The sequence below is a fragment of the Lacibacter sp. genome (genome assembly GCF_057361365.1).
On sequence record NZ_JBMQSG010000015.1, the window covers coordinates 97266 to 122650 of the forward strand.

Annotated in this window: 18 protein-coding genes; 13 read left to right on the top strand and 5 right to left on the bottom strand. The window is 40.3% G+C overall.

The genetic code is table 11. The features are described from left to right. The first annotated feature begins 160 nt into the window (after window positions 1–160). The 4 genes from ACO1QW_RS14210 (at window position 161) to ACO1QW_RS14225 (ending at window position 5593) form a co-directional block, all read left to right on the top strand. Window positions 161–3301, top strand: a complete 3141-nt coding sequence (locus ACO1QW_RS14210) for a VPS10 domain-containing protein (RefSeq protein WP_486259599.1) — start codon at window positions 161–163, stop codon at window positions 3299–3301. A 641-nt stretch (window positions 3302–3942) separates the two neighbouring features. Beyond that, window positions 3943–4482, top strand: a complete 540-nt coding sequence (locus ACO1QW_RS14215) for a DinB family protein (RefSeq protein WP_486259601.1) — start codon at window positions 3943–3945, stop codon at window positions 4480–4482. Window positions 4483–4591: 109 nt separating this feature from the next. Next, complete coding sequence (locus tag ACO1QW_RS14220) at window positions 4592–4957, top strand: DUF2200 domain-containing protein (protein ID WP_486259603.1); 366 nt, start codon at window positions 4592–4594, stop codon at window positions 4955–4957. Between the two features lie 249 nt (window positions 4958–5206). Next, entirely contained in the window at window positions 5207–5593 is a 387-nt protein-coding gene (locus ACO1QW_RS14225) for a response regulator transcription factor (protein ID WP_486259604.1), read from the top strand. On the opposite strand, the gene ACO1QW_RS14230 is transcribed toward ACO1QW_RS14225, so the two are convergent. Continuing rightward, on the bottom strand, window positions 5577–8489 hold the full coding sequence (locus ACO1QW_RS14230; RefSeq protein ID WP_486259606.1) for an ATP-binding protein: 2913 nt from the start codon (window positions 8487–8489) through the stop codon (window positions 5577–5579). The two genes, ACO1QW_RS14225 and ACO1QW_RS14230, sit on opposite strands and share 17 nt — an antisense overlap. Window positions 8490–8745: 256 nt before the next feature. Further along, the gene (locus tag ACO1QW_RS14235) at window positions 8746–10830 is read right to left on the bottom strand and encodes a CehA/McbA family metallohydrolase domain-containing protein (RefSeq protein ID WP_486259608.1); all 2085 of its coding nucleotides are present in this window, start codon (window positions 10828–10830) and stop codon (window positions 8746–8748) included. Window positions 10831–11101: 271 nt separating this feature from the next. Between ACO1QW_RS14235 and ACO1QW_RS14240 the strand changes: the two genes are divergently transcribed. Beyond that, entirely contained in the window at window positions 11102–11656 is a 555-nt protein-coding gene (locus tag ACO1QW_RS14240; RefSeq protein ID WP_486259610.1) for an NADPH-dependent FMN reductase, read from the top strand. A gap of 61 nt (window positions 11657–11717) precedes the next feature. Here the strand turns inward: ACO1QW_RS14240 and ACO1QW_RS14245 are convergent, their stop codons facing one another. Next, the gene (locus tag ACO1QW_RS14245) at window positions 11718–12905 is read right to left on the bottom strand and encodes a T9SS type A sorting domain-containing protein (protein WP_486259612.1); all 1188 of its coding nucleotides are present in this window, start codon (window positions 12903–12905) and stop codon (window positions 11718–11720) included. A 301-nt stretch (window positions 12906–13206) separates the two neighbouring features. On the opposite strand from ACO1QW_RS14245, the gene ACO1QW_RS14250 reads away from it, so the two are divergent. The 6 genes from ACO1QW_RS14250 (at window position 13207) to ACO1QW_RS14275 (ending at window position 18705) form a co-directional block, all read left to right on the top strand. Next, a complete protein-coding gene (locus ACO1QW_RS14250) occupies window positions 13207–14256 on the top strand; it encodes a serine hydrolase domain-containing protein (RefSeq protein ID WP_486259614.1) in 1050 nt (349 codons plus the stop codon). A gap of 29 nt (window positions 14257–14285) precedes the next feature. Further along, window positions 14286–14789, top strand: a complete 504-nt coding sequence (locus ACO1QW_RS14255) for a YqgE/AlgH family protein (protein ID WP_486259616.1) — start codon at window positions 14286–14288, stop codon at window positions 14787–14789. A gap of 24 nt (window positions 14790–14813) precedes the next feature. Then, window positions 14814–15098: a hypothetical protein gene (locus ACO1QW_RS14260; RefSeq protein ID WP_486259618.1), complete on the top strand. Its 285-nt coding sequence runs from the start codon at window positions 14814–14816 to the stop codon at window positions 15096–15098. A gap of 139 nt (window positions 15099–15237) precedes the next feature. Further along, window positions 15238–15846, top strand: a complete 609-nt coding sequence (locus tag ACO1QW_RS14265) for a hypothetical protein (RefSeq protein ID WP_486259620.1) — start codon at window positions 15238–15240, stop codon at window positions 15844–15846. A gap of 86 nt (window positions 15847–15932) precedes the next feature. Continuing rightward, window positions 15933–16856 carry a glycoside hydrolase family 16 protein gene (locus tag ACO1QW_RS14270; protein ID WP_486259622.1) on the top strand — a complete coding sequence of 308 codons (924 nt, stop codon included), beginning with the start codon at window positions 15933–15935 and terminating at the stop codon, window positions 16854–16856. A 145-nt stretch (window positions 16857–17001) separates the two neighbouring features. Continuing rightward, complete coding sequence (locus tag ACO1QW_RS14275) at window positions 17002–18705, top strand: CHRD domain-containing protein (RefSeq protein ID WP_486259624.1); 1704 nt, start codon at window positions 17002–17004, stop codon at window positions 18703–18705. Window positions 18706–18782: 77 nt separating this feature from the next. Here the strand turns inward: ACO1QW_RS14275 and ACO1QW_RS14280 are convergent, their stop codons facing one another. After that, window positions 18783–19367 carry a PhnA domain-containing protein gene (locus ACO1QW_RS14280; protein ID WP_486259626.1) on the bottom strand — a complete coding sequence of 195 codons (585 nt, stop codon included), beginning with the start codon at window positions 19365–19367 and terminating at the stop codon, window positions 18783–18785. Between the two features lie 88 nt (window positions 19368–19455). On the opposite strand from ACO1QW_RS14280, the gene ACO1QW_RS14285 reads away from it, so the two are divergent. After that, window positions 19456–20451, top strand: a complete 996-nt coding sequence (locus ACO1QW_RS14285; protein ID WP_486259628.1) for a YihY/virulence factor BrkB family protein — start codon at window positions 19456–19458, stop codon at window positions 20449–20451. Between the two features lie 74 nt (window positions 20452–20525). Further along, window positions 20526–24029, top strand: a complete 3504-nt coding sequence (locus ACO1QW_RS14290) for a caspase family protein (protein WP_486259630.1) — start codon at window positions 20526–20528, stop codon at window positions 24027–24029. Here the strand turns inward: ACO1QW_RS14290 and ACO1QW_RS14295 are convergent. Further along, a complete protein-coding gene (locus ACO1QW_RS14295; RefSeq protein WP_486259631.1) occupies window positions 24026–25354 on the bottom strand; it encodes a caspase family protein in 1329 nt (442 codons plus the stop codon). The two genes, ACO1QW_RS14290 and ACO1QW_RS14295, sit on opposite strands and share 4 nt — an antisense overlap. Window positions 25355–25385: the final 31 nt, after the last annotated feature.

Genomic DNA, 25385 nt, shown 5'->3' on the forward strand with positions numbered 1-25385 from the left:
AACATACTCCTGTGACTATCTGCGCAATCTCTGAACCAGCTTTCGTGTGCATTCGTGTAATTCATAGCTTACCTATTTGTGTTCATCTGCGGCTGATTTATATAATTCGTGTTTCATCTCTGCCCAACTTGTTTTATATTCCCGTTCCAAAACAATACGCATGCAGAAATATCTCATCGCTGTTCTTTTAATTTCCTCAGCAGCAGTTAACGCACAAACAAAACCCGACACCAGCAAACCCGATCTCAACAAACAATTCTCTGCTGTTAAATGGCGCAGCATTGGACCTTTCCGTGGCGGACGTTCCAATTGCGGCACAGGTGTACCCGGCGACATCAACACCTATTACATGGGAACTACTGGTGGTGGTTTGTGGAAGACCGATGATCTTGGGTTAAACTGGAGCAATATATCTGATGGTTATTTTAAAACCGGAAGTGTGGGTGCTATTGCTGTTCCGGAGAGCGATGCAAATGTTGTATATGTTGGTATGGGCGAGCATGCAGTGCGTGGAGTAATGACGCATCATGGCGATGGCGTTTACAAAAGTACTGATGCAGGAAAAACATGGAAGCAAATGGGGCTCGAAGCCACACAGCATATTGCACGTATTGTGGTGCATCCAAAAGATCCTAATACATTATTGGTGGCAGCACAGGGTGCACTGTACAGCAAGAGTAAAGAACGTGGTATTTATAAAAGTACCGATGGTGGTGCAACCTGGAAGAATGTATTATTTGTAAATGAAAATACAGGTTGCAACGAATTAAGTATGGACATGAACAACCCACGTATCATTTATGCATCGATGTGGGAGCATGGCCGCAAACCCTGGCAGGTGATCAGCGGTGGTGCAGGAAGTGGATTGTATAAATCTGTTGATGGTGGTGATACATGGCAGAAGTTGACAGCAGGACTGCCAACAGAAATGGGTAAGATGTCCATTGCCGTTAGTCGTTCGAATCCTGAGAAGGTATATGCATTGATCGAAAGCGACAGCGAAAAAGAAGCTGGGGGTTTGTTTGTGAGTAATAACGCCGGTGCAAGCTGGAGCAGAATTACTGATGATCATCGTTTGATACAACGTGCATGGTATTACATTGAATTGTTTATCGATCCCAATAATGATCAAACGATTTACGTGTTGAGTGCACCTGCACTTCGCTCGAAAGATGGCGGTAAAACATGGGAAAATTTAAGTGGAACACATGGCGATTATCATGATCTCTGGATCAACCCAAAGAATTCAAATAACATGATCATCAGCAATGATGGTGGCAGTGCTGTGTCAGTGAACTTTGGTAGAACATGGAGTCCGCAAAATCAAATGCCAACGGCACAGTTCTATCGTATCAATGTGGATAATCAATTTCCGTATCGTATTTATGCTGGTCAGCAGGATAATACGTCTGTTTCAATTCCTCACCGTGCTTTTGGCGGGAGTTCTATAACAGCCAGCGACTGGGAAGCATCAGCAGGTGGCGAGAGTGCATTCCTTGCATTTGACCCTAACGATCCCCGTTATGTATTGGGTGGCAGTTACCAGGGCACTATTGAAGTGCTCGATACAAAAGCAAAAGCTTCAACCAACATCATGCCTGCACCTATTCAGTATCTCGGTCGTGATGCAAAAGATATTAAATATCGTTACAACTGGAATGCGCCCATCATCTGGAGTAAGCATGAACCGAATACTTACTATCACGGTTCGCAATTATTGTTGAAGACAACCGATATGGGTCGCACATGGAAAGAAGTATCACCTGATCTTACACGCAACGAAAAAGAAAAACAAGGTAAGGGAGGTGTGCCCTACACCAATGAAGCAGTGGGAGCCGAAAATTACGGAACGCTGGCTTATGTAATGGAATCAACACATGAGAAAGGAGTTATTTATACCGGTAGTGATGATGGTTATGTGCATATCACCAAAGATGCCGGTGCCAGCTGGACGAATATTACACCGGCCGGTTTGCAGGAATGTTTGATCAATGCCATTGAAGTATCACCACACGATAAAGCAACCGTGTATATTGCAACAACACGTTATAAATTTAACGATCATACGCCCGGTTTATACAAATCAACCGACTATGGCAAAACATGGACAAAGATCAACAACGGCATTCCGAACAATGCATTTACCAGGGTTGTTCGTGAAGATGATGTACGGAAAGATCTCTTGTATGCAGGAACAGAATTAGGCGTTTACATTTCATTTGATGGCGGTAAACAATGGCAACCGTTTCAATTGAATTTGCCTGTTACACCTATTACCGACCTGCGAGTGCACAAAGGCGATCTGATTGCCGCAACTTCCGGACGTAGTTTTTGGGTGCTGGATGATTTGCATGTGTTACGTACATACAAAAAAGAACAAACAAGTTTGCAGTTATATCAACCCGAAGATGCGTATATCGCCAATGGATTTAGCGCCATGAACACCGCTAACCCAACCGGTACTGCACGTGGTGCAGGTGTAAATCCTGCTAACGGTGTGGTGCTGTATTACAACTTGCCGGAACTAAAAGCGACAGATACAGTAACAATGACGATCACTGACGCAAAGGGGAAACTTATTCGCAGCATTAGTTCAGTAGCGGAGAACACAGCTTACTATGATGGAGCGCCTCCCGGCAACCCAACACTCAGCAAACAAAAAGGATTGAATCGGTTTGTTTGGGATATGCGTCACGTAACCATGCCCGGTATACCCAATGTATATATTGAAAGCAGTTATGCTGGACATAAAGCGATCCCGGGTACTTACACAGTTACAATTAAAGCAGGCACACAACAGGCAACTACCACTGCCGTGATTGCTGCTAATCCATTGTACACAGCAACCGCTGCCGATTACACTGCTTATGATGCTACAATGAGTACAATGGAAGCTGATGTAACCACCATGCATAACCTTATCAATAAGTTAAACGGTAAACGTTTGAAAATCGATGAACTGGTAAAGAATTTAAGCGATGCAAAATATGCAGCGTTGAAAAAAGAAGCCGAGGCATTAAGCAAAGACATGAAGGCTTGGGACGAAGACATGGTGCAGCGCAAAAGCAAAGCTTATGACGATGTAGAAAATTTTCCGAATAAGTTTACTGCTGATTATTTGTTCTTAATTAATCAAACCGAAAGTGACATTCCACGTGTGAACCAACCAAGCCTCGAGTTGAAAAAAGAATACGATGCTAAATGGACAGCTTTAAAACAAAGAGCCGATGAATTGGAAGTAAGGTTGAATGCATTGAATAAGAAATTGAGTGAAGCGGGAGTGGGGGCGATTTGGAAGTAATGTTTGGTTGACGGTTTATCGTTGATAGTTCATAGAAAAGCCCGACTGCAGATGATGTTGTCGGGCTTTTGTTTTACCCTCACTGGCGCAAAGTGTTCCACCTCAGTGGATCTCTCGATGCCAATTGATTCGACCCCGATTGTATCGGGGAATTTAAAAAAAAGAAGCCCGGCTCTGTGAACCGGGCTCTCTGTGTTTTTTACCTTAGCGTCGTGCTTTTTTCTTTGGATCCGCTTTTTTCTGTGCGGAGCTTTTCTTTTGAGTAGGCTTATTCTTTCTGGGTTCAACTTTCTTTTTCGACATAGATTTAAATTTAAGATTAGTGAATTACTTACTGGTGGCTGCAGCGTATTTCTTCCTGTTCTTACATGTTGTGTTTTCAGAAACGGCAACTGTACAGCCAGGGCGTAAGTGGATAAAGATATGCCTATATCGGTAAATCGAAATTTAAGAAAGGTTCGCCCTCCACTTGCGCAAGTGTTCCATTTTGCTGGTTTACTTCGGGTTTTGTTTATAAATTTAGCTTCAGTTACAGGCCGACACTTGGTTAATTTCCCAACCGAGAAAACTCGAACGATTGCATAAATTTTACTGCACCACAAAAGAATATCTATGGTTTTACATATTCAACTCTACAATAAATGAACACAGTTCATAAGCTAATTCAGGAAGTAGCAACTGCCCGAACATTTTTTTTGGATAACGTATCCAACATTTCAGACATAAAGGCTGAGTGGAAACCAGGCCCGGAAGTCTGGAACATAATAGAAATTACAGAACATCTTTTTTGGGCCGAGCATGGTGCAATCGCTGGCATGTGGAAGACCCTGCACGCTATCAGAAATAACCAGGTGGAAAGAAATTACGAATCCATTCACAAGAATATGCCGATTGAACAAGTCATCGAATTGACATGGCAGCCAAAAGAGAAAGTGCCTGCAGTTGCTGCACCTCGTATTGGTGGCCCCTTGATCTTTTGGAAAACATCTCTGAAAAGCCTGCAGGATGTACTCAATGAATTTGGTAATGATATAGCAGAAGATGAATTACGCCTGCAGGCACATCCGCATCCCATTTCAGGATCTTTAGATTTCCATCAACGCCTGGAATTTTTACGTTTTCATATTTATAGACATACTAACCAGGCTTCACAAATACTTAGCAACATAACTGACTTGTAATATTGCCGGCATTACATGCTGTTCAATAACCCGGACATTAAATTGCTCTATCTTTTTTGCGTTATTCGTAATTTAACTGTTTAACGTTTTTAACCTAATCAACAAGAAAATGCAAACAACAAAAGAACACGATGAACGCATTGCAAAAATGACCTTTGCTTCGGTATATCCCCACTATGTAAACAAAGTGGAAAGAAAGGGACGTACAAAAGAAGAACTGCATAAAGTAATTGAGTGGCTCACCGGCTTCGATGAAAAAAAACTCCATGAGCAAATGGATAAAAAAGTTACGTTCGAAACATTTTTTAAGAACGCTAAATTGAACCCCAATGCAAAATTAGTTACCGGTGTTATTTGCGGTTACCGTGTGGAAGAAATTGAAAATCCACTTACTCAAAAAGCCCGTTATTTAGATAAGATAATTGACGAGTTGGCCAAGGGAAAAACGCTGGAAAAAATAATGCGTCAGCCATAATTATAGCGTGGTAAAAACCGGAATAATAAAAATTCTGTAGCGAAAATTCAGTGGAAACATTTATATATAAATTGGTAAAAATGAAAGCCCTGTACGGTAACGGGGAGGGGTAGGTGCAAGGAGAGGCATTTGCAAAAAGCATTTTCAAAAAATGCTAAAAAAAAATCGGCACAGCATTTGTAAAATCTCATTTCAGATTTCTAATTTTAAGTACGATTTTTTTAACAGTTTACCCTTCACACTAGTAAAATGGCCACTATTCTTGTTTTGGACGATTCCATTGAATTGCTGGAAATGTTCGAAATGCTTTTTAAGCTAAAAGGATTTGGTATAAAAACCGCCAGCAATCTCAATACTTTTTTACGGCTGATCGGTGAGCAGAAACCCGATTTGATTATTATGGATATTATGCTGGGTGCCGAGGATGGCAGAGATGTTTGCAAGCAACTTAAATCGCAGGAAGACACGAGGAAAATTCCTATCATCATTATGTCGGCAAGTGCAAGCAAATTGCTGGGGCACGGGGATCATCTTGCTGATGAAATACTTGAAAAACCTTTTGCGCTAACTGACCTGTTAGGTAAAATGAATAAACTGCTGGGGCTGGAAAAACAGCCTGTTACAAAGGAAGAGTAAAGTGGAAAACGGAGCCTTCGCCTTTTTTACTTTCAACATGAATACTACCCTCGTGGTTTTTTATAATTTCCGAAGTGATGTATAAACCTAAACCCATTCCGGGATAGTTGTTCATAGTAGCATTATCAACCCTGTAAAAACGTTCGAATATCTTATTGAAAAGTTCAGGTGCAATGCCAATTCCTTTATCGGCTATGCTTATCTTCACTTCCTTTTCAAGCAGGCTGCTTTTAATATTAATTGCGGTGCCGTTGGAGGAATACTTGATGGCGTTAGATAAGAAATTAGTGATCACCTGGCCTATACGATCTCGATCCGCATATACCTGGGTTGTTTCACTAAGCTGTAAATCTATCTGGTGAGAGCCTGCCACCAGCTGCATTTCTTCAACACGGTCCTTCAGTAATTGATTGATATCAAAATGCGTTTTATTGTACTCAATGCGGCCTTCCTGCGCACGTGTGGTATCAAGCAGGTTATTGATAAGGTTGGTGAGCCTGTCGATCTGCTGATTTAATTTTACCAGCAGCTTTGTATTCACAACATCCGGGTGCTGACCAAGCATCTCTTCAATGATCTCAGCATAAATTTTTATACTTGTCACCGGGGTTTTTAACTCGTGACTGGCAATACCGAGGAAATCATCTTTTCTCTGTTGAAGATTTTTAGTGTCAGTAATGTCAAACATTACACCCACCATCCGGCTTGCTTTATTTGCTTTCCATTCCATCACCGTTCCCATGCCACGCATCCACCGAATGGAATTGTCGTTTGCTTTTATAATACGATATTCTGCCTGGTAAACGGTATTGTTCTCAAGGGCGTTCAAAAAAAGACGCTGCACATTGTCCCTGTCATCGGGATGAACAAACTGCATGAAATTGAATACATTTTTTTCTTCTCCATCAGGTTCTAACCCAAGCAAAAGGTAGTGTTGTTGATTCCAGGTAACACTGTCGTTTATCAAATCCCAATCCCATGAAGCCATACCCGCCGATTCCAGAATAATGCGGTTACGTTCTTCTGACACGTATAATGCCTGCCCGGCTTTCGCACTCTGAATCGCCGTCCATTTTCGCTCGGCAATTTGCGCAGCCAATGCAATTTCGCCATCCGTCCAGTTTCTGGGCTCCCGCTGAGAAAGGCAAAAAATGCCCACTGCTTTTCCATGCTTGATCACCGGCACCGTGAGGACGGAAATAACCTGTAATTGCCGGCAGATTTTTTTCAACTCTTCGTCTACAATGGCTGAATTATTTACATCGTGGATAGTTACCGGTTTGCCGGAATCGATGACAGACTTAAAAATAGAGAAATCGCTTAAGGAATACTTGCCCGAAACAGAAGATTGTTCTCCCCTGAATGCATCTTTTTTAATAATGGCCTCATCGCCTGAAATATCGCAACAGTAACAACGGTCGGCATTAAAAAAAACCATTGTTTTCAGCGTCACTGCAGCTTCTATCTCACCGGGGTCGCTTAGTGAACGTATTTCATCACTCAAATCCAATAAAAATGTTTGGCGTTTTAATTCCAGTTTACGTTCTCTGATGTCTTTAAAAAGAACAGCTACCTGGTGCTCGGCCGGTTTGCCAATAGAAAAAGCATATACTTCGTAATAATGACCAATTGATTTTGCTTCGTTTTCAAAACGCTCAGGTTCGCCTGTTTTTGCAATTCGTCCGTAAATATCAAACCAGTGTTGTTCGTGGCCGGGAGCCAATTCCTTCATGGTTTTACCCACTGCATTTATTAAACCTGTTTGTCCTTCAAAAGAATTGTTTACTTCAAGAAAGCGATAATCGTAAGGTTGGTCTTTATCATCGAATAAAACTTCTATAATGCAAAAACCCTCGTCAATAGAATTGAAAAGTGAAAGATATTTATTGGTGGCTTTGTGGGCCAGCTCATCTTTTAACCGGAGTATCTCCAGTTCAGCATTTTTTTGTTCGGTAATATCTTCCCACCTGTGTACAATGCGATCGGTGCTTAATGGCGAATTAGCAAACGATATCCAACGTGGTACACCATCAAAATTGGCTGATTTAACATACTTCACCGTTTTGCCCGTTTCTACAGCTTCAATAAACTGCGGTAATTGTGAAATACCATTTTCGCCATGATCAGATAATAATTTTCCTGTGAAATCCTCTCCTAATACCTCCAGTGTTTTTGGATGGATGTATTCATGCGTAAAATCAACGATAACACCTTCATCATTACGTACTGCTTTGTAAATCGCAAAATTCATATTGGACGCATCCATTATGGTTTGCAGCAATTCCCTGTTTTTTAAAATCTGGAGGTCGGCTCTTTTTTGGGCAGTGATATTTCTTGTTGTCATTAGTATACCATCCTTGTATTTAACAATGGCCTGGTAATACCACTGGTCTTTTAATTTTTTGTGCGAATACAGTTGTTCCTGTTCCCAGGGAATACCCGTTTGAGTAACCCTGAGCATGTGACCAAAAATTTCGGAAGTAATCATACCCGGTTCTTGTTCAAGAAGGCGTTTACCAATAACATCGCCTGTTTGAACTACTGCCTTGCTGTTAGTAACCAACCAGGTAAAGTCTACAACCTTTCCTTTTTCATTTCTAACGGCTTCAAATATTTGAATGCTGTCGAGGGAATTATTGAGTACTGAGTTAAGAAATTCATCACTTTTTGTTAGATCGTGTGGAGCAACGTTAAGATTAAAACGGCTTTCGTTAAAATTCGCCTGGCTCTTCTGTAACTCTTGCTGACTGACTTTTAAACTTTGTTCGCTTTCCTTCAATTCCTGCTCACTCACTATTAAGCCACCCACGTCTTCCCTCACTTGTTGCTCAGGGTTTGAATTTGACTCAACATTAGTTGATGGCAGATTGTTTTGTGTATTTTTTTCGTCCAACATGCGTGCAGTAGGCGTCAGTTGCAGTACAAGTTAATGAATTGTACGTTTTTACCTTTTTTTTAGCCGCAAAGTTTGAGCCAACGATGCGAAAAGGAACGCATTCTCTGAGATAAACTGCTGCGGCTGATCAGGTTGGTTGATTCAGATGCAGCAGTACTTAACAAAAGCTTTTGCTGAATGTTCGGGAGTATTTTTAAACTACTAATCGTTTGTGGAAATTAGATGCGCTTTACGATTGCTTATTGAGATATTGATGTTACTGCAGAAAAATGGTTTGGGTAAACGCTCCGTTGGCAGCGGCATCCCATACTTCAACCCTTATCCACTTTTTGTTAGTAAGATCAATAGTTTGTGCAAAGGTTTGCACCCCAAAAGCAAGACTATTGTGCAGATCAATCTTATGCCGATAAGTTGTTTTCCCATCGCCATAAACGAGTTCAGCAAATAGTAAGGGGAAGGTCCAGTTTACTTTAAAAGAGACAGTTGTTCTTGCAGCATTGCTTAACGTTACCGGTTTACCGATGGGTTGATTATTTACAGTGAAAGAAGGAATAAGTATTTCTCCTGTTGTTGTAAAAAACTTCCCTGACTGCATTGCATCAAGAACCGGTTGCCATCCTTCATTGAAAGAAGGAATTTTATCTAATTGCAGGTAGTTTACATTGAGGTGTGCATACATTTCATTTTCGGGTTCAATGGTAAACAGATCGGCTTCGCCAATTACTTTTTTCTTATGTCCCCAATTGTTCATGTCGTCCATTAAATCGAGGACACGGCCATTGCCCAACTTTTGTTGCGAAAGATCAGCAGGCATGGCTTTCCATGCGGCTCCTAGAAAACGGTCGGATGTAAAGAACGGCTCTGTTTTGTATTTGTCGGGATAACCCGTTGAACCTTTTGTGCGTGCATGTGCTGTCCATGCAAGTCCTTTTTCCTTTTCAAGCAATTGCAACATGTCATTTGCGTTGCCAATGTTATACACAGTACCGTAGACTGGATGTTGCGAAACTATCGGCGCATCTTTTTTCCTCGACATGATCCAGTAAACAGGTTTTGGAAAAATCTGCAACCAGTGTCCGCCAAAGAATTCGTTCGGTTCTTCACCGGGCATCAACAGAAATTCTTTATCCGAATATTTCTTACACATATCAAACAAATACTTTAGTTCAAGTAATCTCAATTCATCAGGTCCTTTCGGATGCGCCGTGTAATGGAATTCTGCTAAATGAACCATGTCAATCCCTGCTGACTTAAATACTTTTACGAAGCTTGCTGTATCAGGCATGGGTTTGTTAGCGATCATGACGTTTACCACAAACTCGTTATGAAAATGACTCGACATGGTTTTATAACCGGGCAATGGAACATAGCGATCGTTATGCGTCCATTTCTTTACCTGTGTTAATACATCACTTGCATCATTAGCCGATAGCTGGCAAAAGAAATTTAAACGTTGTGCCGTATTCGGTGGTGCATTAAACCAGGGAACAAAACGTTTATCGCCCTGCAGTTCCTGCCTTATACCAATACCATATCCATCAAATGATTTTTTGTAGTTGTTGCCATACCAGGTAAACTTTAAATTGAATGCTTCATCTAACGGATAAAAATATTGATGTGGAGCAGGAAATACAGCAATGGTTCCATTGTTACTGTTGCCAATGATGGTGCGGTATTTTACAGCTTGTGCTTTTGCAGTGTCATTTGTTTGCGCAGTTACTGTTTGGAGTTGGTCGTATACATCGGCATAAGAAATAGTTTTCCAGTTTTGTTCTTTGCTCACTAATCCCGCATCGTACACGATGGCTGTAGAATCGTTGGGAGTAGATAACATTGCTGCAATATTAAACAACGGGCTTCCATTGTATAAAGTAATTTCAAGTGCCCCTGAAAAATGCTGGGCGGTTAAATCGCCGATACGGATAATAGTGCGTGAACCATCACTGATCACTGTTGCATTGTTTTTGTTGAGGTTGACTTTATACGATTGATGTGGTTTTAAATGCACTTTATCGAAGAAGATATTCCAGCCGTTTTGCGATACGAGATCACGTTTGCCGATAGTGAGCCAGAAGAGTGGATCAACTTCTTTTGCAAGTTCATGTGCTGTTGTACCTTTTATTAATTGAATGCTTTTAAACAATGCACTGCTTTTATTTAAACTTATTTCCACAAGTCCATATTCCTTATTTCCTGTAGGCCATTTTACTGAAAGCAAATCATTTTTGCCGGTAGAAACTGTTGCCCCGTTTTTTTTGTTGAACTGCTTTGTATTTACAACCATTTGTGCATTACATAAAAAAGAAGAAAGCAGGAGAACGATCAGCAAAAGTTGTTTCATGTTAAAGTGATAGCTTTTGAAATTTAGCGCTCGAGGCCGGGGGAGCAATCGCTCACAAAATATTTGTATTCTTTATGTATGGGTGGCTCAATTGTTTCTAAAGTTTGTAGAAATGTTTCAACTGCAGCTGAAATTCACCTTCATTTTATGATTGTATTTTCAAATAGTTTCTCCTTCCACCGAAGGAGTATAAATTCATTTTAGAAGAAACCAATAGAAAAAACAACAACGAATTTATTTCGATAAAACTATCTAACATTTATTAAAGAATATGAATAACAAACCATACAACGTACTTGTCATTAACGGCAGTGCCAGCGAGCGATCGGCCAATCAAAAACTGATCAACATCTTTGCTGAATCAACAAAAGAATATTTCAAGGTGATTGTTTATGACAGGCTGAAATCGCTTCCGCATTTTGATCCTGAATTATCAATTGAGAATACCCCAGCCTCCATACTAGAATTAAGAGATGAAATCGAACAGGCTGATGCAGTGGTGATATGCACGCCGGAGTATGTTTTCAGCATCCCCAGCGGATTAAAAAACGCCATTGAATGGTGTGTATCAACAACTGTTTTTTCATACAAGCCCATCGGTTTAATTACTGCGTCCGCCAGCGGCCGAAAGGGGCATGAAGAATTACAATTGATCATGAAAACGGTGATGGCTGAATTTACAGATAAAACTACCTTGTTGATTCCCGGCATAAAAGGAAAACTAAAGGAAGAGGGTCAGATAACTGATGGGAAGACAAAAGAAGAGTTTGAAGCATTTATCGAGGCGTTCAGAATTCAGCTTGACAGAAAATATCCTACACCATGATCTTTTTTTATAAAAAGTAAAGCCGTATGTTTTTCATACGGCTTTAATTTTTTATGTGTATTTAGTTCGTCTTTTTAATTAGCTTATGCGTGCTGATTATACCATCCTGGTCGATCTTAATACTGTACAAACCTGCAGGCCATTTTCCTGAAACTACAGGTATTACATTGTCACCCGTTCTGATATTCCTTGTGAAGGAGGTTACCTTTCTGCCGTGCATATCAAGCACTGTTATCTGTGCATTTCCTGTTTGCAAACTTTGAATCGAAATGCTGAAATTTTCAGAAACAGGGTTGGGCATTATTCTAATATCGGATGCTAAATTAAAACTGATGAGTTTAATACCGTAATAAACAGATTTATTATCGAGATCGAATTGTACTAAACGATAATAGTTCTTTGCGTTTAGCGGGCTTGCGTCGGTATAACTATATTGATGCCCGACAGTAGTGTTACCCTTTGAACTGATCTTTGCAATTTGTTTAAAGTCCCGGCCATTTGCACTTCGCTCAATAATGAAATGACTATTGTTTTCTTCAAAGTTGGTGCTCCATTCCAGCACGGCAGAAGTGGATACTTTTTTTGCTTCATAGCTCGTGAGTTTTATAGGCAGAGTTGAACTTGGCGTAACCAAAGACCATGCTTCATTGCTGATGATATAGCTTGTTGCCTGGTTTCTTCCGGCAACAGCATAGCCATTAACGCCATCACCATTGGCAACACCCATAGTGGCGGTGTAGCCTCCCGGAATTCCGGTTAAGCTGCTCATCACTAACCTGATCTCGTTACTGGTTTCAAATAATTGAATTTCGCCCGTCATTCTATCGCCAGATGAAATATGTTGCACGTTTTCGTAGTGAACAACAAAGACTCGATTGGGAGCTGAACCTGTAACTGCGTAAAAAATGGTCCCTTCAGCCGGAGAAGATGGATACCAGTCAGTTTGCGTTAGCGCAATAAATGGGTTGGTGATTCCTGGATCATCAGGAATCGAAAAGCCGTTACAGCAGCCTTGATCGCCGGCATCGGTTAACCATATAAAACCGTTTGTGCTTATACGGGCAACTGTATACGTTGATCCATAAAAACCAAAGTTAAAAGGGATGTTTGCATCGATTGTTACATCATCGCCTGCCGGGCCGGCCGTGCCACTTGCAATGAGTAAACCTGTATAGGGAATACTGGAGGCTTGTGCATTTAAATAGATGTAACTAAAAAGAAAGCAAATGGAAAAGTAGAACTTTTTCATAGTGGTTGGATTTTGGATTTTAATTTGGGTTTTACGCAACAAGATTAAATAAATTTTGCACGCACTAAATTGTTCTTTTTTACATTTAGTGTTTTACCCTTAAAGGGTTCTTAAGTTTTTTATTTGTTATGTTAAGTGGGGGTGTTTAAAAAGTAATCTTGATTAAATGGGGTTGAGGTGTTTTTGTTTCCCGATGAACTGGAAGCCATGAAATGTAGGGTTTTGAACTTCCTGCTGGATTACTGTATCTTCATTTTTTGGTGTCAACGACCGATATTGATTTACAAAATATGTTTGATCAATGAAATCATTTTTTTCTTTTGTTCTTCTTTTTGTTTCCATTGCAATACATGCTCAGCAGGTTGATGAAATTGACCGATTCGTTGCCAAACAAGTAAGCGACCAGAAGATCACCGGCCTAAGCATCGGAATCATTGTGAATGGTAAAGTTGTGCTTGCAAAAGGATACGGCCTGGCGAATGTTGAGCATCAGGTTCCGGCTTCGCAAACAACGGTCTATAAAATCGGATCGCTGAGCAAACAATTTGTGGCAGCAGGCACCCTGAAGTTGATCCAATCGGGAAAAATTAAACTCACCGATACTGTTACAAAATATTTTAAAGATGCACCTTCTTCGTGGAGCAGTATTACTATTCGGCATTTGTTGAATCATACCTCTGGTTTGGTAAGAGAATCACCAGCTTTTCTACCTATGTTAATTCAACACGATACCGTGTTGATCAAAGCCGCTTACAAAGTTCCCCTGGTTTTTGCAACAGGAACGAAGTGGCAGTATTGCAACCTTGGGTATTTTATGTTGGCCGATATCATCAGGCAGGTGAGTGGTAAGTCGTTCACGCAATTTATGCAGGAGGAGGTTTTTTTTCCCAATGACCTGCGGGTAACTCAGCCCACTTCAACACGAACTCTTGTGCCGGAAAGAGCTGATGGTTATGTATTGGCGGCGAAAGATTCGTTGTTTAATGCAACGGACTATCTTGCCTTGCGGCCAAGTGGTGCTTTTTTATCAAGCATCAATGATATGTTGAAATGGGAATTGATGATGCAGAACAACCAATTGTTGTCAAAACAAAGCTGGCAACAAATGTGGACGGATACGGTAAGAACAGATGTAAACAGCGTTAACGTTGAATACTACGGTTACGGATGGGGCGTGAGGAAATTTAAAGATCGCTCATTGGTGAACCACGGAGGTTCATTGCCCGGTTTTCGTAGTATTTATTATCGGTTCCCGGCAGATAAAACGGCTTTCATTATTCTCACAAATTCAGATCATACCAATGCAGGTATTATTGCCCAAGGTATTGCAGAGATATTGTACAAAAATTAATTTCAAATCATTGTTGTTTAAATCGGAGCATGAACTTACAACCCGGCAATATCATCATCAGCACCTCTTTACTCGACGAAACTGATTTTGAAAAAGTGGCGATCGTCATTGCCGAGCATAATGAAAATGGCTCGATGGGTTATGTTTTCAACAAGTCCTTTTCAAGAAACTTCAATGAACTGGAAGAATTTAAACATTCCATTCCAATTAATCTTTATACCGGCGGACCAGTACAAACCGATATGCTTTATTTTATGCATCGCCGGCCCGATCTTATTGCAAATGCCCAACAAGTTGTGGGTAATGTACATATGGGCGGAGATTTTAAAAAAGCGGTTCAACTATTAAATACATTTCATTTAAGCCCAAACGACGTAAGGCTTTTTATTGGTTATTGCGGCTGGGATGCAAATGAACTGGAAGAAGAAATAAAAGAAGGAAGCTGGCAATTGACCAACGCTACTGTCGATCTTGTTTTCTCTTCTTCAACTGATTTAACATGGAAAGAATTGAATTCAACCATAACGAATTAATTTCAAATTCAGATAAACACACACATGCAATTTGATCATTTTAGTAAGAGCATTTCAGCATCGGCACCGCCTACAGATTGTAGCATTTACCTGCAATCGATGTGGTACGATGCAAAAGATGATTGGCATGAAGCACACTCGCTCGTTGATCACCTGCACGATGAAACAGCTTGTTGGGTGCATGCCTATCTCCATCGCAAAGAAGGCGATATGGCCAATGCGGATTACTGGTATCGTCGGGCCGGTAAAACACGACCATCAGTTTCCTTAGAACAAGAATGGGAAACAATCGTTAAAGCATTACTCTGATGCTCTTTTTTTCATTCATCGGTTCGGGGATTCTTTTCAAATTCACATATTCATGTGGGTTGTAGAAAAATAAGGTCTTGTAGTTTCGCCACTTATAAGCCGCAGTTGTAAAGGCTTATTTGTTGTAAAACTTATCATCATGAACCGCATTACTCTTTTTTTTGTTTTGATCTGGTTAATCGCTGCTGTTTCCTGTCGCAAACCTGTTGAAGAGATCCCTGATCCTCTTACAGAATCAAGTTTATCACGTGTTATAGTTCTGCCAAATCAAGGCAATCTTATAAAGCAGTCGCTTTATATTAATTCCGAAAAATTAAAGTTGAGAGCTGGAGTTGAAAACGATCAATTGTTTTTCTTTTTTGATGCCACTCCAACAGTTAATAACAGTACCGGTGATGCATTGTTACTTACAATCAACGCTTCTAATCTTACAACAGGCCTGGTGAAAACATATTCGTTCAATCAAACTTCCTTAGCAATGCATGCGAGGTATGTTTATTTGTCGCAGCAATCAACCGGCGACGTATGGTCGAGCATTACCGATTCAAGGTTAGGAATTGTGTTTGAAGGAAACCTAACCATTACCGCTTATGATCCAAAACGAAAACTCATCAGTGGACAATACGAAATAAAAGCAAAAAATCTCATAAATGATCCCACGATACAATCTGTTGGACAGCCTATAGATCCCATTAATCAATGCGATCTTACTGTCAGTGGTTCATTTAAGAATGTAAAATTGCCGTAACACAACTGATTGCCGGTTTACTTCCTTTCACCTGGTTTTTATTGTATATTCAGTATCTACAATTTCATCATCCAAAATTGCTGAATATGAAAAAAAGAATAACCCCAGGTCATTCATTGGTTGCTTTATTATTTCCAGTTGCATTGTTTACTGCCTGCCAAAAACAAATCAACAGATCAAATGCATCAACCGGGAGTGAAACTTCTTCCGCTGTTGTGGCACGCAACACCTATGTGAACGCAACCGCTGTATGCGATTATTCCTTCAATGAAGCTGCAGTAATTGCAGCAGGATACACAAAACAATTTGAAGATAATTTCGATACCGATCTCAGTCAATGGAACGTTTGGACGGGAGGTGCTTTCAATAATGAATTGCAACACTACCAGGCAGCTAATATGCAACTACAAAATGGCAACCTTGTTATTACCGCCAAAAAAGAAACGGTTACCGGAAATACAAATCCCTTTGATGCAACACCTAAAACATTTGCCTATACTTCCGGGCGCATTGAATGCAAGACAACTGTTTCTGCTTCGGCAACAACACCCAAAGTACGCATGGTAGCTCGTGTGAAATTGGCTCCCGGCTATGGCATGTGGCCTGCGTTTTGGAGTTATGGAGATCCTTGGCCAACACAAGGTGAAATAGACATCATTGAAGCAAGAGGGCAAGAGCCGTTCCAGTACCAAACCAATTACTTTTATGGTAGAACAGCCGGCCGTAATCTTGTAAAGAACCAGGTGGGATTTATTACATCAAATGTAAATCTTACAACCTGTTATCACGTGTATGAAATGATCTGGTCGCAAAACAGTTTAACCTCATTGCTTGACGGTAACGTGATTGAAACAAAAACAGGCGGTTATATTCCTGACCTTTTTGGCAAAACTGAACGTGTTGTACTTAACCTTGCTGTTGGGGGCAACTTCTTTTCAAATCTTAATACTTCACAAATTGTAACCGGTAGTATGTATGTGGATTTCGTGAAAGTGTTTACTTCAAATTAGGGTTTACTAAATCTTTATATGAATTACTAGGATAGCTGGATGAATGTTGTAACTTTAAAGAACTACTTACTGCTTGTCCATTAAACTCATTCGATGTTCAACTTCTTATGAGGAACCGTAAATAATCATTCTAAAAATTTACGGTATGAAAAAATTCTACTTTGGCTCTGCCTGGCAGACCCGTTTACTTTTATTTCTATTTATCAGTTGCAGCGTTCTGGCTGTAAAAGCTGAACGTTTCCCATTTTCCGCTACTTATTCGGGTGCTAATGAAGTGCCGCCTAATGCATCAACCGCAACGGGAACCATTGTTGGCGTTTACGACGATGTCAACAACACTATTTATTACAATATTGTTTTTAGTGGCTTATCGGCCAACGCTACAGCAGCGCATTTTCATGCACCGGCGGTGCCGGGAGTTAACGCTGGTGTAACGCTTGGTCATGCAGGCTTCCCTACCGGAGCTACTTCAGGTAACTATAGTAAAATTGATGTGTTTACCGATGCACAGGAAACGAATCTTAAAGCTGGTTTAATGTATTCAAACATTCACACATCCCTTTTGCCAGGTGGTGAAATAAGAGCACAGATTATTCTGGGCGCTGCATCAACCGAGATATATACTTTCACCAGGACTTATAGCGGAGCAAACGAAGTACCGCCAAATACTTCTACGGCCACAGGAACAATTATGGGGGCGTACAACGCAGCAACCAATACCATTTTTTACAACATACAGTTCAGCGGCCTTTCTGCAAATGCTGTTGCAGCACATTTTCATGCACCTGCGACGCCTGGCGTTAACGCAGCTGTTACACTTGGTCATGCGGGCTTCCCTACTGGAGTTACAAGTGGTAATTACAGTAAAACCGATGTATTTACCGCTGCGCAGGAAACAAACTTATTAGCTGGTTTAATGTATTCCAACATTCATACAACTGCATTGCCTGGTGGTGAAATAAGAACGCAAATATTTCTTAATGCACCATTTGTGGCGCCTACACTTACTTGTCCTGCTAACATTGTGGCGTCTAATGACAAGGGTTTATGTTCCGCATCCGTTTCATTTGCTGCAGCAGTTACAGGTTCACCTGCACCGGTTGTTACTTATCGAATAGGCAGTAACATTATTACTTCACCACATGTATTTCCACTTGGCACCACTACCGTAACTGTCACCGCTATTAACGGAGGCGGATTTGCTACTTGCTCCTTTACCGTAACGGTAAATGATACCGAAGCTCCTGTTGTCAGTAATGTAAGTGTTGATCCTTCTTTGTTATGGCCAGTGAATCATAAAATGAGAAATATTGCTGTCACATATAGCAGTACTGATAATTGCCCCGGTACAATTACCTGTGCACTAAGCGTAACCAGTAACGAACATGTGAATGGTACTGGCGACGGCAATACAGGTTATGATTGGGAAATTGTAAGTAATCACGCTGTTAAATTGCGTGCCGAACGTAGTGGAAGTCTAACAGGAAGGGTATATACCATCACGATCAGGTGTACCGACCAGGCAGGTAACACAGGCGTGGCTACAACAACTGTAACGGTTCCGCATGATATGTCCGTGAAGTCAGAAGCAAATAGCATTCGAAACACACTTGCTGTTTCAGTGTTTAACAATCCGACAAAAAATTATTTTACTTTAAGTGTGAAACCTGGCACAAGACAAGAAAACTTTTCTGTGAAATTATTTGATATGACCGGCAGAATGGTGGAAGCAGCAAATTCATCTTCACAGATATTACGAGTGGGAGATAAATTGGGGGCTGGTATTTATATGGCTGAAATCAGGAGAGGCAGTGAGGTATCATTTATGAGATTGATAAAACTGGACTAACAGCTTATTTTGTATTTTATAAAACGAGGCACGGGTTATAACTGTGCCTCTTTTTACTCTTTGGAAATAAACGATGCTTACGTATTTTGTTTCCTAACATATTTTGTTAAGATCACAATGGTTTGACCTTCAATTTTTCCTTCTATCTGTTCTGTGTTTTCTTCAACCAAACGAATATTTTTTACTACCGTGCCCATCTTGGCATTAAGTGTTGAGCCTTTTACATCCAGTGATTTAATGAGCACAACAGAATCGCCGGCGAGTAATTGAGCTCCATTGCAATCTTTATGTAGAAGCACACTTCCATCATTTTCGTGGTCACCGGTTGCCTTGGCCCAGGCAAGTTGATCATCATTCATATACATCATGTCAAGATTGTCGGCAGCCCAGCTTTCACTGCGTAAACGGTTCAGCATTCTCCACGATAGGACCTGGATACCGGATATTTCGCTCCACATACTTTCGGTGAGGCAGCTCCAGTGTTTGCTGTCCAATTCTTCCTTTTTTTCAATTTGTGCAGCGCATTTGTTACAGATAAGAACGGTATTTTCAGCATTAGATTGGTCCTGTGGTGGTATTTCATAAACTGTAAGATCTGCCGCTGCTTTACACAACTCACATTTGTTTTCACTCCTTTGCTGCAATAGTTCTGACAGTTTCATTACACCTGGTTTTTTTGATTAAGGCGGCGAAGGTAATTATTTCAGGTACATAATTTGCCTGATGAAATATTGTTACACACACTAAACAATGAAAAAAGTGAAATCCATTTTTATGACGATGTGGTCAATCATTAAACAATCCTTTAACGACTTCATTGATAACAAGGTGGTGAAATTGAGTGCTGCACTTGCATTTTTCACCATCTTTTCTTTGCCGGCCATGCTCATCATTATTATATCAATAAGTGATGTTTTCTATGGCAGGGAGGCGGTTGAAGGCACTTTATATAAACAGATAGCTGGCTTTGTAGGAGAAAAAGGTGCAATACAAATTCAGGAGATCATTCGCAATGCAGCCTTATCGCACGACAGTAAATTTGCAACCATTGTGGGGTTGGTTACGCTTATAATTGGTGCCACAAGTGTGTTTACAGAAATACAGGATTCAATCAATCATATCTGGAAATTAAAAGCAAAACCGTATAAAGGCAAAAGCTATTTGCGATTAATCATTAACCGCCTGCTTTCGTTTTCCATTGTGGTAGCACTTGGTTTTATTTTGTTGGTGTCGCTTGTGATAAACGGGTTGATGGATATTTTAAGCAATCGTTTAACCGTGTTGTTTCCCGACATGACTGTTGTTGTTATTTACGTTTTCAATCTCGTCATCACCTTCCTGATCACTTCCTTGTTATTTGGAATGATCTTTAAAGTATTGCCCGATGCACGTATTGAATGGAAGCATGTGCGTATTGGTGCCTATACAACAGCACTTCTCTTTATGGGTGGTAAATTCCTGATTGGTTTTTACTTAGGACAGAGCAAACTCTCTACCACATATGGCACCGCAGGATCGGCTATTGTATTATTGCTGTGGGTTTATTACTCAGCCATTATTTTGTATTTAGGGGCAGTGTTTACCCACGTGTATGCAGCGCACAGGGGCTCCCGGATCTATCCAAACAAATATGCAGTGTGGGTGCAGGAAATAGAAGTGGAGTCTGAAAAGCCAATTGATCAACAGCCGGCAACAAAAACGGTTATTGAAGTGCCTGCCAATTCAGAAAAAAGAAAAGACGAATAGGATCTTCTTCGTTTTTAACATGCTGCTTTACCTCTCAAAAAAAATACTGTATCTTATTTGGGTAAAACCAAACCATGTACAAAGCATCGCTGCTTATTTTTTGTTTCTTCTGTTGCAGTATACTAAACGCTCAGCAAATACATAAAGGAAATACTTATGCAGTTGTTGTGGGGATATCAAAGTATCAAAACGCCGCTATTAAGGAATTGCGATTTGCCAACCGTGATGCGCAGATGTTTTTTGAATACCTGCGCTCACCTGCAGGGGGTGTAGTGCCGCAGGATAATATCCGTTTACTAATAGATTCAACAGCAACAAATGCCGCTGTATATGACGCACTGAGCTGGTTAACACAAACCGTTCAGGCAAATGATCTTGTCTACTTTTATTTTTCCGGCCATGGCGATATGGAATCGGAAACAGCACGGCGACTTGGCTTTTTACTTGCCTTCAATACTCCCCGCACGAACTATCTTAATAATGCCATACGTATTGAGGACCTGAATTATTATGCAAACACATTATCCGCAAAGTCGAACGCAAAAGTGATTATCATCACCGATGCATGTCATAGCGGAACATTGGTTACAAGTGATTATCGTTTGAAATTTTTAGTGGGGAATGAATTGCGTGCAGCAAAACAAAACGAGATACGCATTACGTCTTGCGGACCTAACGAACTGGCGATGGAAAACGAAGGCTGGGATGGTGGGCGTGGCGTATTTTCTTATTATTTTATTAATGCGATAACGGGGTTTGCTGACGCTGATAAAAATGGAATGGTTACAGTAAAGGAAGCAAGACTGTATATGGATAGTGTTATTGCGAAAGATCCCGTGTTGCTTAAAAACAAACACAAACAAACGCCGGCTGTAGTAGGTGGCGACCAGCTTTTGGTGTCAACAGTAAATCAGGAGCAATTTTCAAAAGTACAGCCGCCTGTTGCTCCCCAACCTTCGGGCATTGTGCAGAACGAGGAAGAAAAAACTGCACAACAATTGATGAATGATTTTTTTGATCTCTATACTTTTCATACGCCAGACCACTTCATCGATTACAACCGTATTATATCCGCAAATACCAACAACATCGCATTAGCTGTTGTGCAGGAAGCTATCCGTTATATTGAAAAGCGAATGTCTTCTCCCGATACACTTCAAACAAATGCAGAACCACCACCAGCAGTAAACCAAATGCAGCTCGAAACATTAAAACATTTTGAAGTACAATTAAACAAGAGCAAGCGTTTGCAAAAGCAATTCCTGGGCCGGCTGGTTGTGTATATCGATGATCACGTGCAAGATGTGATCAATGATTATCTCGATGGTTCGGAAGCTGAACTGGAACGAAGAAGATATTACAACAGTCTTACCAATGGTTACGATGTTTACCCGAAAATGCTGGCACTCGCATTAAAGCTTATTGATGACGACGATCCTTTATATAAAAATTTGCACGTGAAGCAATATTATATGCAGGGAGTTGCTTACAGGTTAAAAATTCCACTGGTTGAAAACAGCCAGGCTTTGTTTGATTCTTCGTTCAGCATGCAACAGAAAGCGTATGCATTGGAAGAAAATGCAGCTTATATCAATCACGAAATGGGAATTCTTTATCTAGATAAGGGAAAGTTTAAACAAGCAGAGGAATATTTTTTAAAGGCGGCAATGATCAGTCCTATGTGGGCATTACCCTGGGCCAGTCTTGTTGGGTTATATACTTCCACAAAAGAATTTGATAAAGCCATTAAAGCTTACAAATACGCTGTGGAATATCAACCCGACTTTCAAAACACATATGTAAGTGCCGGTATAATGCATCAAGAAATGAACAAATGGCTTACTGCTGAAGAGTTGTTCAGAAAAAGTATTAAACTAAACAGCAGGCATTATCTCCCGTTTGAACGCCTGGCTTACACTTACATGAAAACAACCAACTATGCCCTGGCCGACTCATTTTTCTTTGAAGCTGATTTACGAAAGCGGGGCTATTTTTTTCGTGAGGCAAAGCATGTTAAACTTCCAAAGCCGGTAATAGATCAGTTTGATCTTACAAATGGGGCATGTGTATTTGATGCTAAACTGGTAAAGGAAAATGATGTTGCGGGAAACTTTGCGCTTGCAATGCAGGCTTATCAACTCAATGATTATTTTACAGCAGAAGAGAAATTCAGAAAAGTAATTGCGCTCGACAAAACAAATCCGTTGGTTTATCACTATTTAGGCAAGCTTTATTACGATAATAAAGTATTACAAGGTGCCGATCTGATGTTTAATTATTCATTGGAGCATTACAAAGATTCAATAGCTTTTTTTCATTATGTTGATTCGTTGCAGCAATACACGCCTCAATCTCCTGTAAAAGAATGTGTGTTAAAGGAGTTCAGAAAACTGTACTATGAACAAATTGAGGATCATTATTTTTTAGGAACACTATACGAACAATGGAATCATTTCACTGAAAGTGAAAAACATTACCGAATCATTATTCAACAACAACCGCATTTTATTGGTGGCTATTATTTGTTGTGGAATATGCTGGAAAAGATCAATCGATACCAGGAAGCTGAGCAGGTGATCAATTCTTATTCAAATACCGGAATCGTACAAAATGAATTGTATGCTTTTTATAAAAGGATGCATGAACGGTTTCCGAACAATGGCAGTTGGTTTTATAAAGCCGGTAACCTGCTTTATCAGCTTGCTGCAAATAATCCCGGTAAATACAAATTTGATCTTAAGAAGTACAAAGCTGACTACAATTGGCTAAAGCTAAGAGGAGATAAAGTCGTCGATTCCCTGCCTGATTTTAACGTAAAAGAGAGGGCAATAACAGAAACATTGCCGGGTATTGGCAGTATGATCACGCTGTCCGAATCAATTAAGTATCCCTTTACTGACGGTATTCGTTTTTTAAGAACAGCCGATTCTTTAACAACGGACGATGATGATCTGCTTGCTGAAATCAATGATAAACTAGGAGATTTGTATGTTTGGCAGGGATTGGTTGAAGAAGCGCCAAAACATTATCAAAAAGCAATCGATCTGCAGGATCGTAACTCGGGTATTCGTTTAAAATTAGTTGATGTGCTTGATCAGCTTTATTTATTTACTGCTGCGCAAATGCATCTCGATACTCTCTTAAGCAGAAGAGAAATTAATTTATCCAAACAGGTATTACTTGCAAAATATTACACGCACTCATCCAGATTTGAAGAAGCAAAATTGTTACTTAACCAGGCGGAAGCTATTCACGTTAACAGTATTGCTGAGATAAAAGATTTGTATGGCCGCATAGAATTGTTATCTGATCAGCCTAAGAAAGCAATTGATTGTTATAAAGTTTATCTAACGCAAAAGCCCGATGATATGCAGGCCATGTATTCTATTGCACGCATGTATGCCAAACTTGGTAACAAAAAGGAAGCATGGTACTGGTTGCAAAAAGCAATGGACAACGGATTTCTTTATTCGTATGTGTTGAAGTATGATGATACATGGAACGCATATAGATCGCAGCAAAAGTGGAAGGACCTCCTGAAGAAATACCAATTGATTGCTTATCCTGAACCGGGTTAGAAATAGAGGTATTTGTAAATAGGATTTTGCACACAACCATTTGCTGCAATAGGTGGACGGGCGCAGGCGGTATTCTTTGCCTGTATAATAGTTTTCGCTTTTGTTTCCTCGCATATTTTATACCAGCTCACTTCCCGTGGATTACTGCTGGCGAGGATATTTTCAAGCGACTGTTTAAAGTAATACGATAAAAAGCCGCCTAATTTAGGATTGGTTGTTGCCAGTTGATTTTTATCGGCAGCTGTAATTAGCAACGATGATTTTTGAGGATTAAGAAATAGTGTACGCAGATTTTCATAATTCCAATTCAGATCAGATGCCCGTGGTTCAGGTGGAGTGGGAGCAACTGTGTTGGTAGCTTCAGGATCGTTATTACAACAATCACTTACAACCAGTGTAAACCGGTTAGGTTTGGCTTTTAATGTGAGGAAGACATCTTCAATATTCATTGTATGCTGTTTGTAATCCTGTGTTTTTACATCGGAACGAAGATCCATAAAAGGATAAGGACGATTCAATTTGGGGATACGAAATCCATGGCCGCTGTAATAAAATACAACAATGTCCCCGGCAGCAGATTTTAAATTCTTTACTGCCGCTTCTACATTTTTCTTGTTGTACGCCTGGTCAAATATTTTAATAACGTTCACTTTAATACCAATTTCATCGGCAAGCTTCGTGTATAGTTTTTCTGCACGTTCAAGATCATATAAGCTGAACTTACTAAGAGTTGGGTCGGTGGTGGCACAAACAAGAATCACATGCATTTTCATATTCTTTTCGTTTTCTTTTAATCCCCTGGTTACTGGCTTGAACATCGTTACATACATCTGATCATTTTCATCAAAGAACTTTAATACAATTTCTTTGCGAAGACTATTTGCGTTTTGCAGTTCAGCTTTTGCAAGTTCTGCATTTACTTCTGTGCCATTGGTGTAAGCTGCAATTTTTGATGGCTCAAAATCAGTTGTCTCGTTATTTAACGCAAACCAGAACGAAAGGCTGTCGGCTACCGGATCTGCATCTCCTTCAATTACTTCTGGCCTGGTGGCTTTATAGTAAACCACGTTAGGGTCAATAATACTGTTGCTGCCATTTACAAACTGTTCCTTTAGTTTCATTTCTATAAGCACCGGTTGACCGGAAGAGGCAGGCTGAAGGATGCGCACAAATCCACCGGCGCTGCTGTTTCGTACAAAGAAGGCTTCATAGATACTGTCGCCGGTTGCAGGAAGTTTAAACTGAAAATGATAGATACTTTGAGCAGTTAGTAACGAACAACTGAAAATGATAAAACTTAAAAGAAGACAGCAGGTTCTGTTCATACAAGCAGTTTTGGTTCTTAAAACTAGGTCA

Excerpts from the sequence above, each read along its gene's own strand:
- ACO1QW_RS14210 (WP_486259599.1), top strand. The coding sequence starts at position 161 with ATGCAGAAATATCTCATCGCTGTTCTTTTAATTTCCTCAGCAGCAGTT.
- ACO1QW_RS14290 (WP_486259630.1), top strand. The coding sequence starts at position 20,526 with ATGTACAAAGCATCGCTGCTTATTTTTTGTTTCTTCTGTTGCAGTATA.
- ACO1QW_RS14220 (WP_486259603.1), top strand. The coding sequence starts at position 4,592 with ATGCAAACAACAAAAGAACACGATGAACGCATTGCAAAAATGACCTTT.
- ACO1QW_RS14285 (WP_486259628.1), top strand. The coding sequence starts at position 19,456 with ATGAAAAAAGTGAAATCCATTTTTATGACGATGTGGTCAATCATTAAA.
- ACO1QW_RS14270 (WP_486259622.1), top strand. The coding sequence starts at position 15,933 with ATGAAAAAAAGAATAACCCCAGGTCATTCATTGGTTGCTTTATTATTT.
- ACO1QW_RS14295 (WP_486259631.1), bottom strand. The coding sequence starts at position 25,354 with ATGAACAGAACCTGCTGTCTTCTTTTAAGTTTTATCATTTTCAGTTGT.
- ACO1QW_RS14230 (WP_486259606.1), bottom strand. The coding sequence starts at position 8,489 with ATGTTGGACGAAAAAAATACACAAAACAATCTGCCATCAACTAATGTT.
- ACO1QW_RS14215 (WP_486259601.1), top strand. The coding sequence starts at position 3,943 with ATGAACACAGTTCATAAGCTAATTCAGGAAGTAGCAACTGCCCGAACA.
- ACO1QW_RS14235 (WP_486259608.1), bottom strand. The coding sequence starts at position 10,830 with ATGAAACAACTTTTGCTGATCGTTCTCCTGCTTTCTTCTTTTTTATGT.
- ACO1QW_RS14265 (WP_486259620.1), top strand. The coding sequence starts at position 15,238 with ATGAACCGCATTACTCTTTTTTTTGTTTTGATCTGGTTAATCGCTGCT.
- ACO1QW_RS14260 (WP_486259618.1), top strand. The coding sequence starts at position 14,814 with ATGCAATTTGATCATTTTAGTAAGAGCATTTCAGCATCGGCACCGCCT.
- ACO1QW_RS14245 (WP_486259612.1), bottom strand. The coding sequence starts at position 12,905 with ATGAAAAAGTTCTACTTTTCCATTTGCTTTCTTTTTAGTTACATCTAT.
- ACO1QW_RS14280 (WP_486259626.1), bottom strand. The coding sequence starts at position 19,367 with ATGAAACTGTCAGAACTATTGCAGCAAAGGAGTGAAAACAAATGTGAG.
- ACO1QW_RS14240 (WP_486259610.1), top strand. The coding sequence starts at position 11,102 with ATGAATAACAAACCATACAACGTACTTGTCATTAACGGCAGTGCCAGC.
- ACO1QW_RS14275 (WP_486259624.1), top strand. The coding sequence starts at position 17,002 with ATGAAAAAATTCTACTTTGGCTCTGCCTGGCAGACCCGTTTACTTTTA.
- ACO1QW_RS14255 (WP_486259616.1), top strand. The coding sequence starts at position 14,286 with ATGAACTTACAACCCGGCAATATCATCATCAGCACCTCTTTACTCGAC.
- ACO1QW_RS14250 (WP_486259614.1), top strand. The coding sequence starts at position 13,207 with ATGAAATCATTTTTTTCTTTTGTTCTTCTTTTTGTTTCCATTGCAATA.
- ACO1QW_RS14225 (WP_486259604.1), top strand. The coding sequence starts at position 5,207 with ATGGCCACTATTCTTGTTTTGGACGATTCCATTGAATTGCTGGAAATG.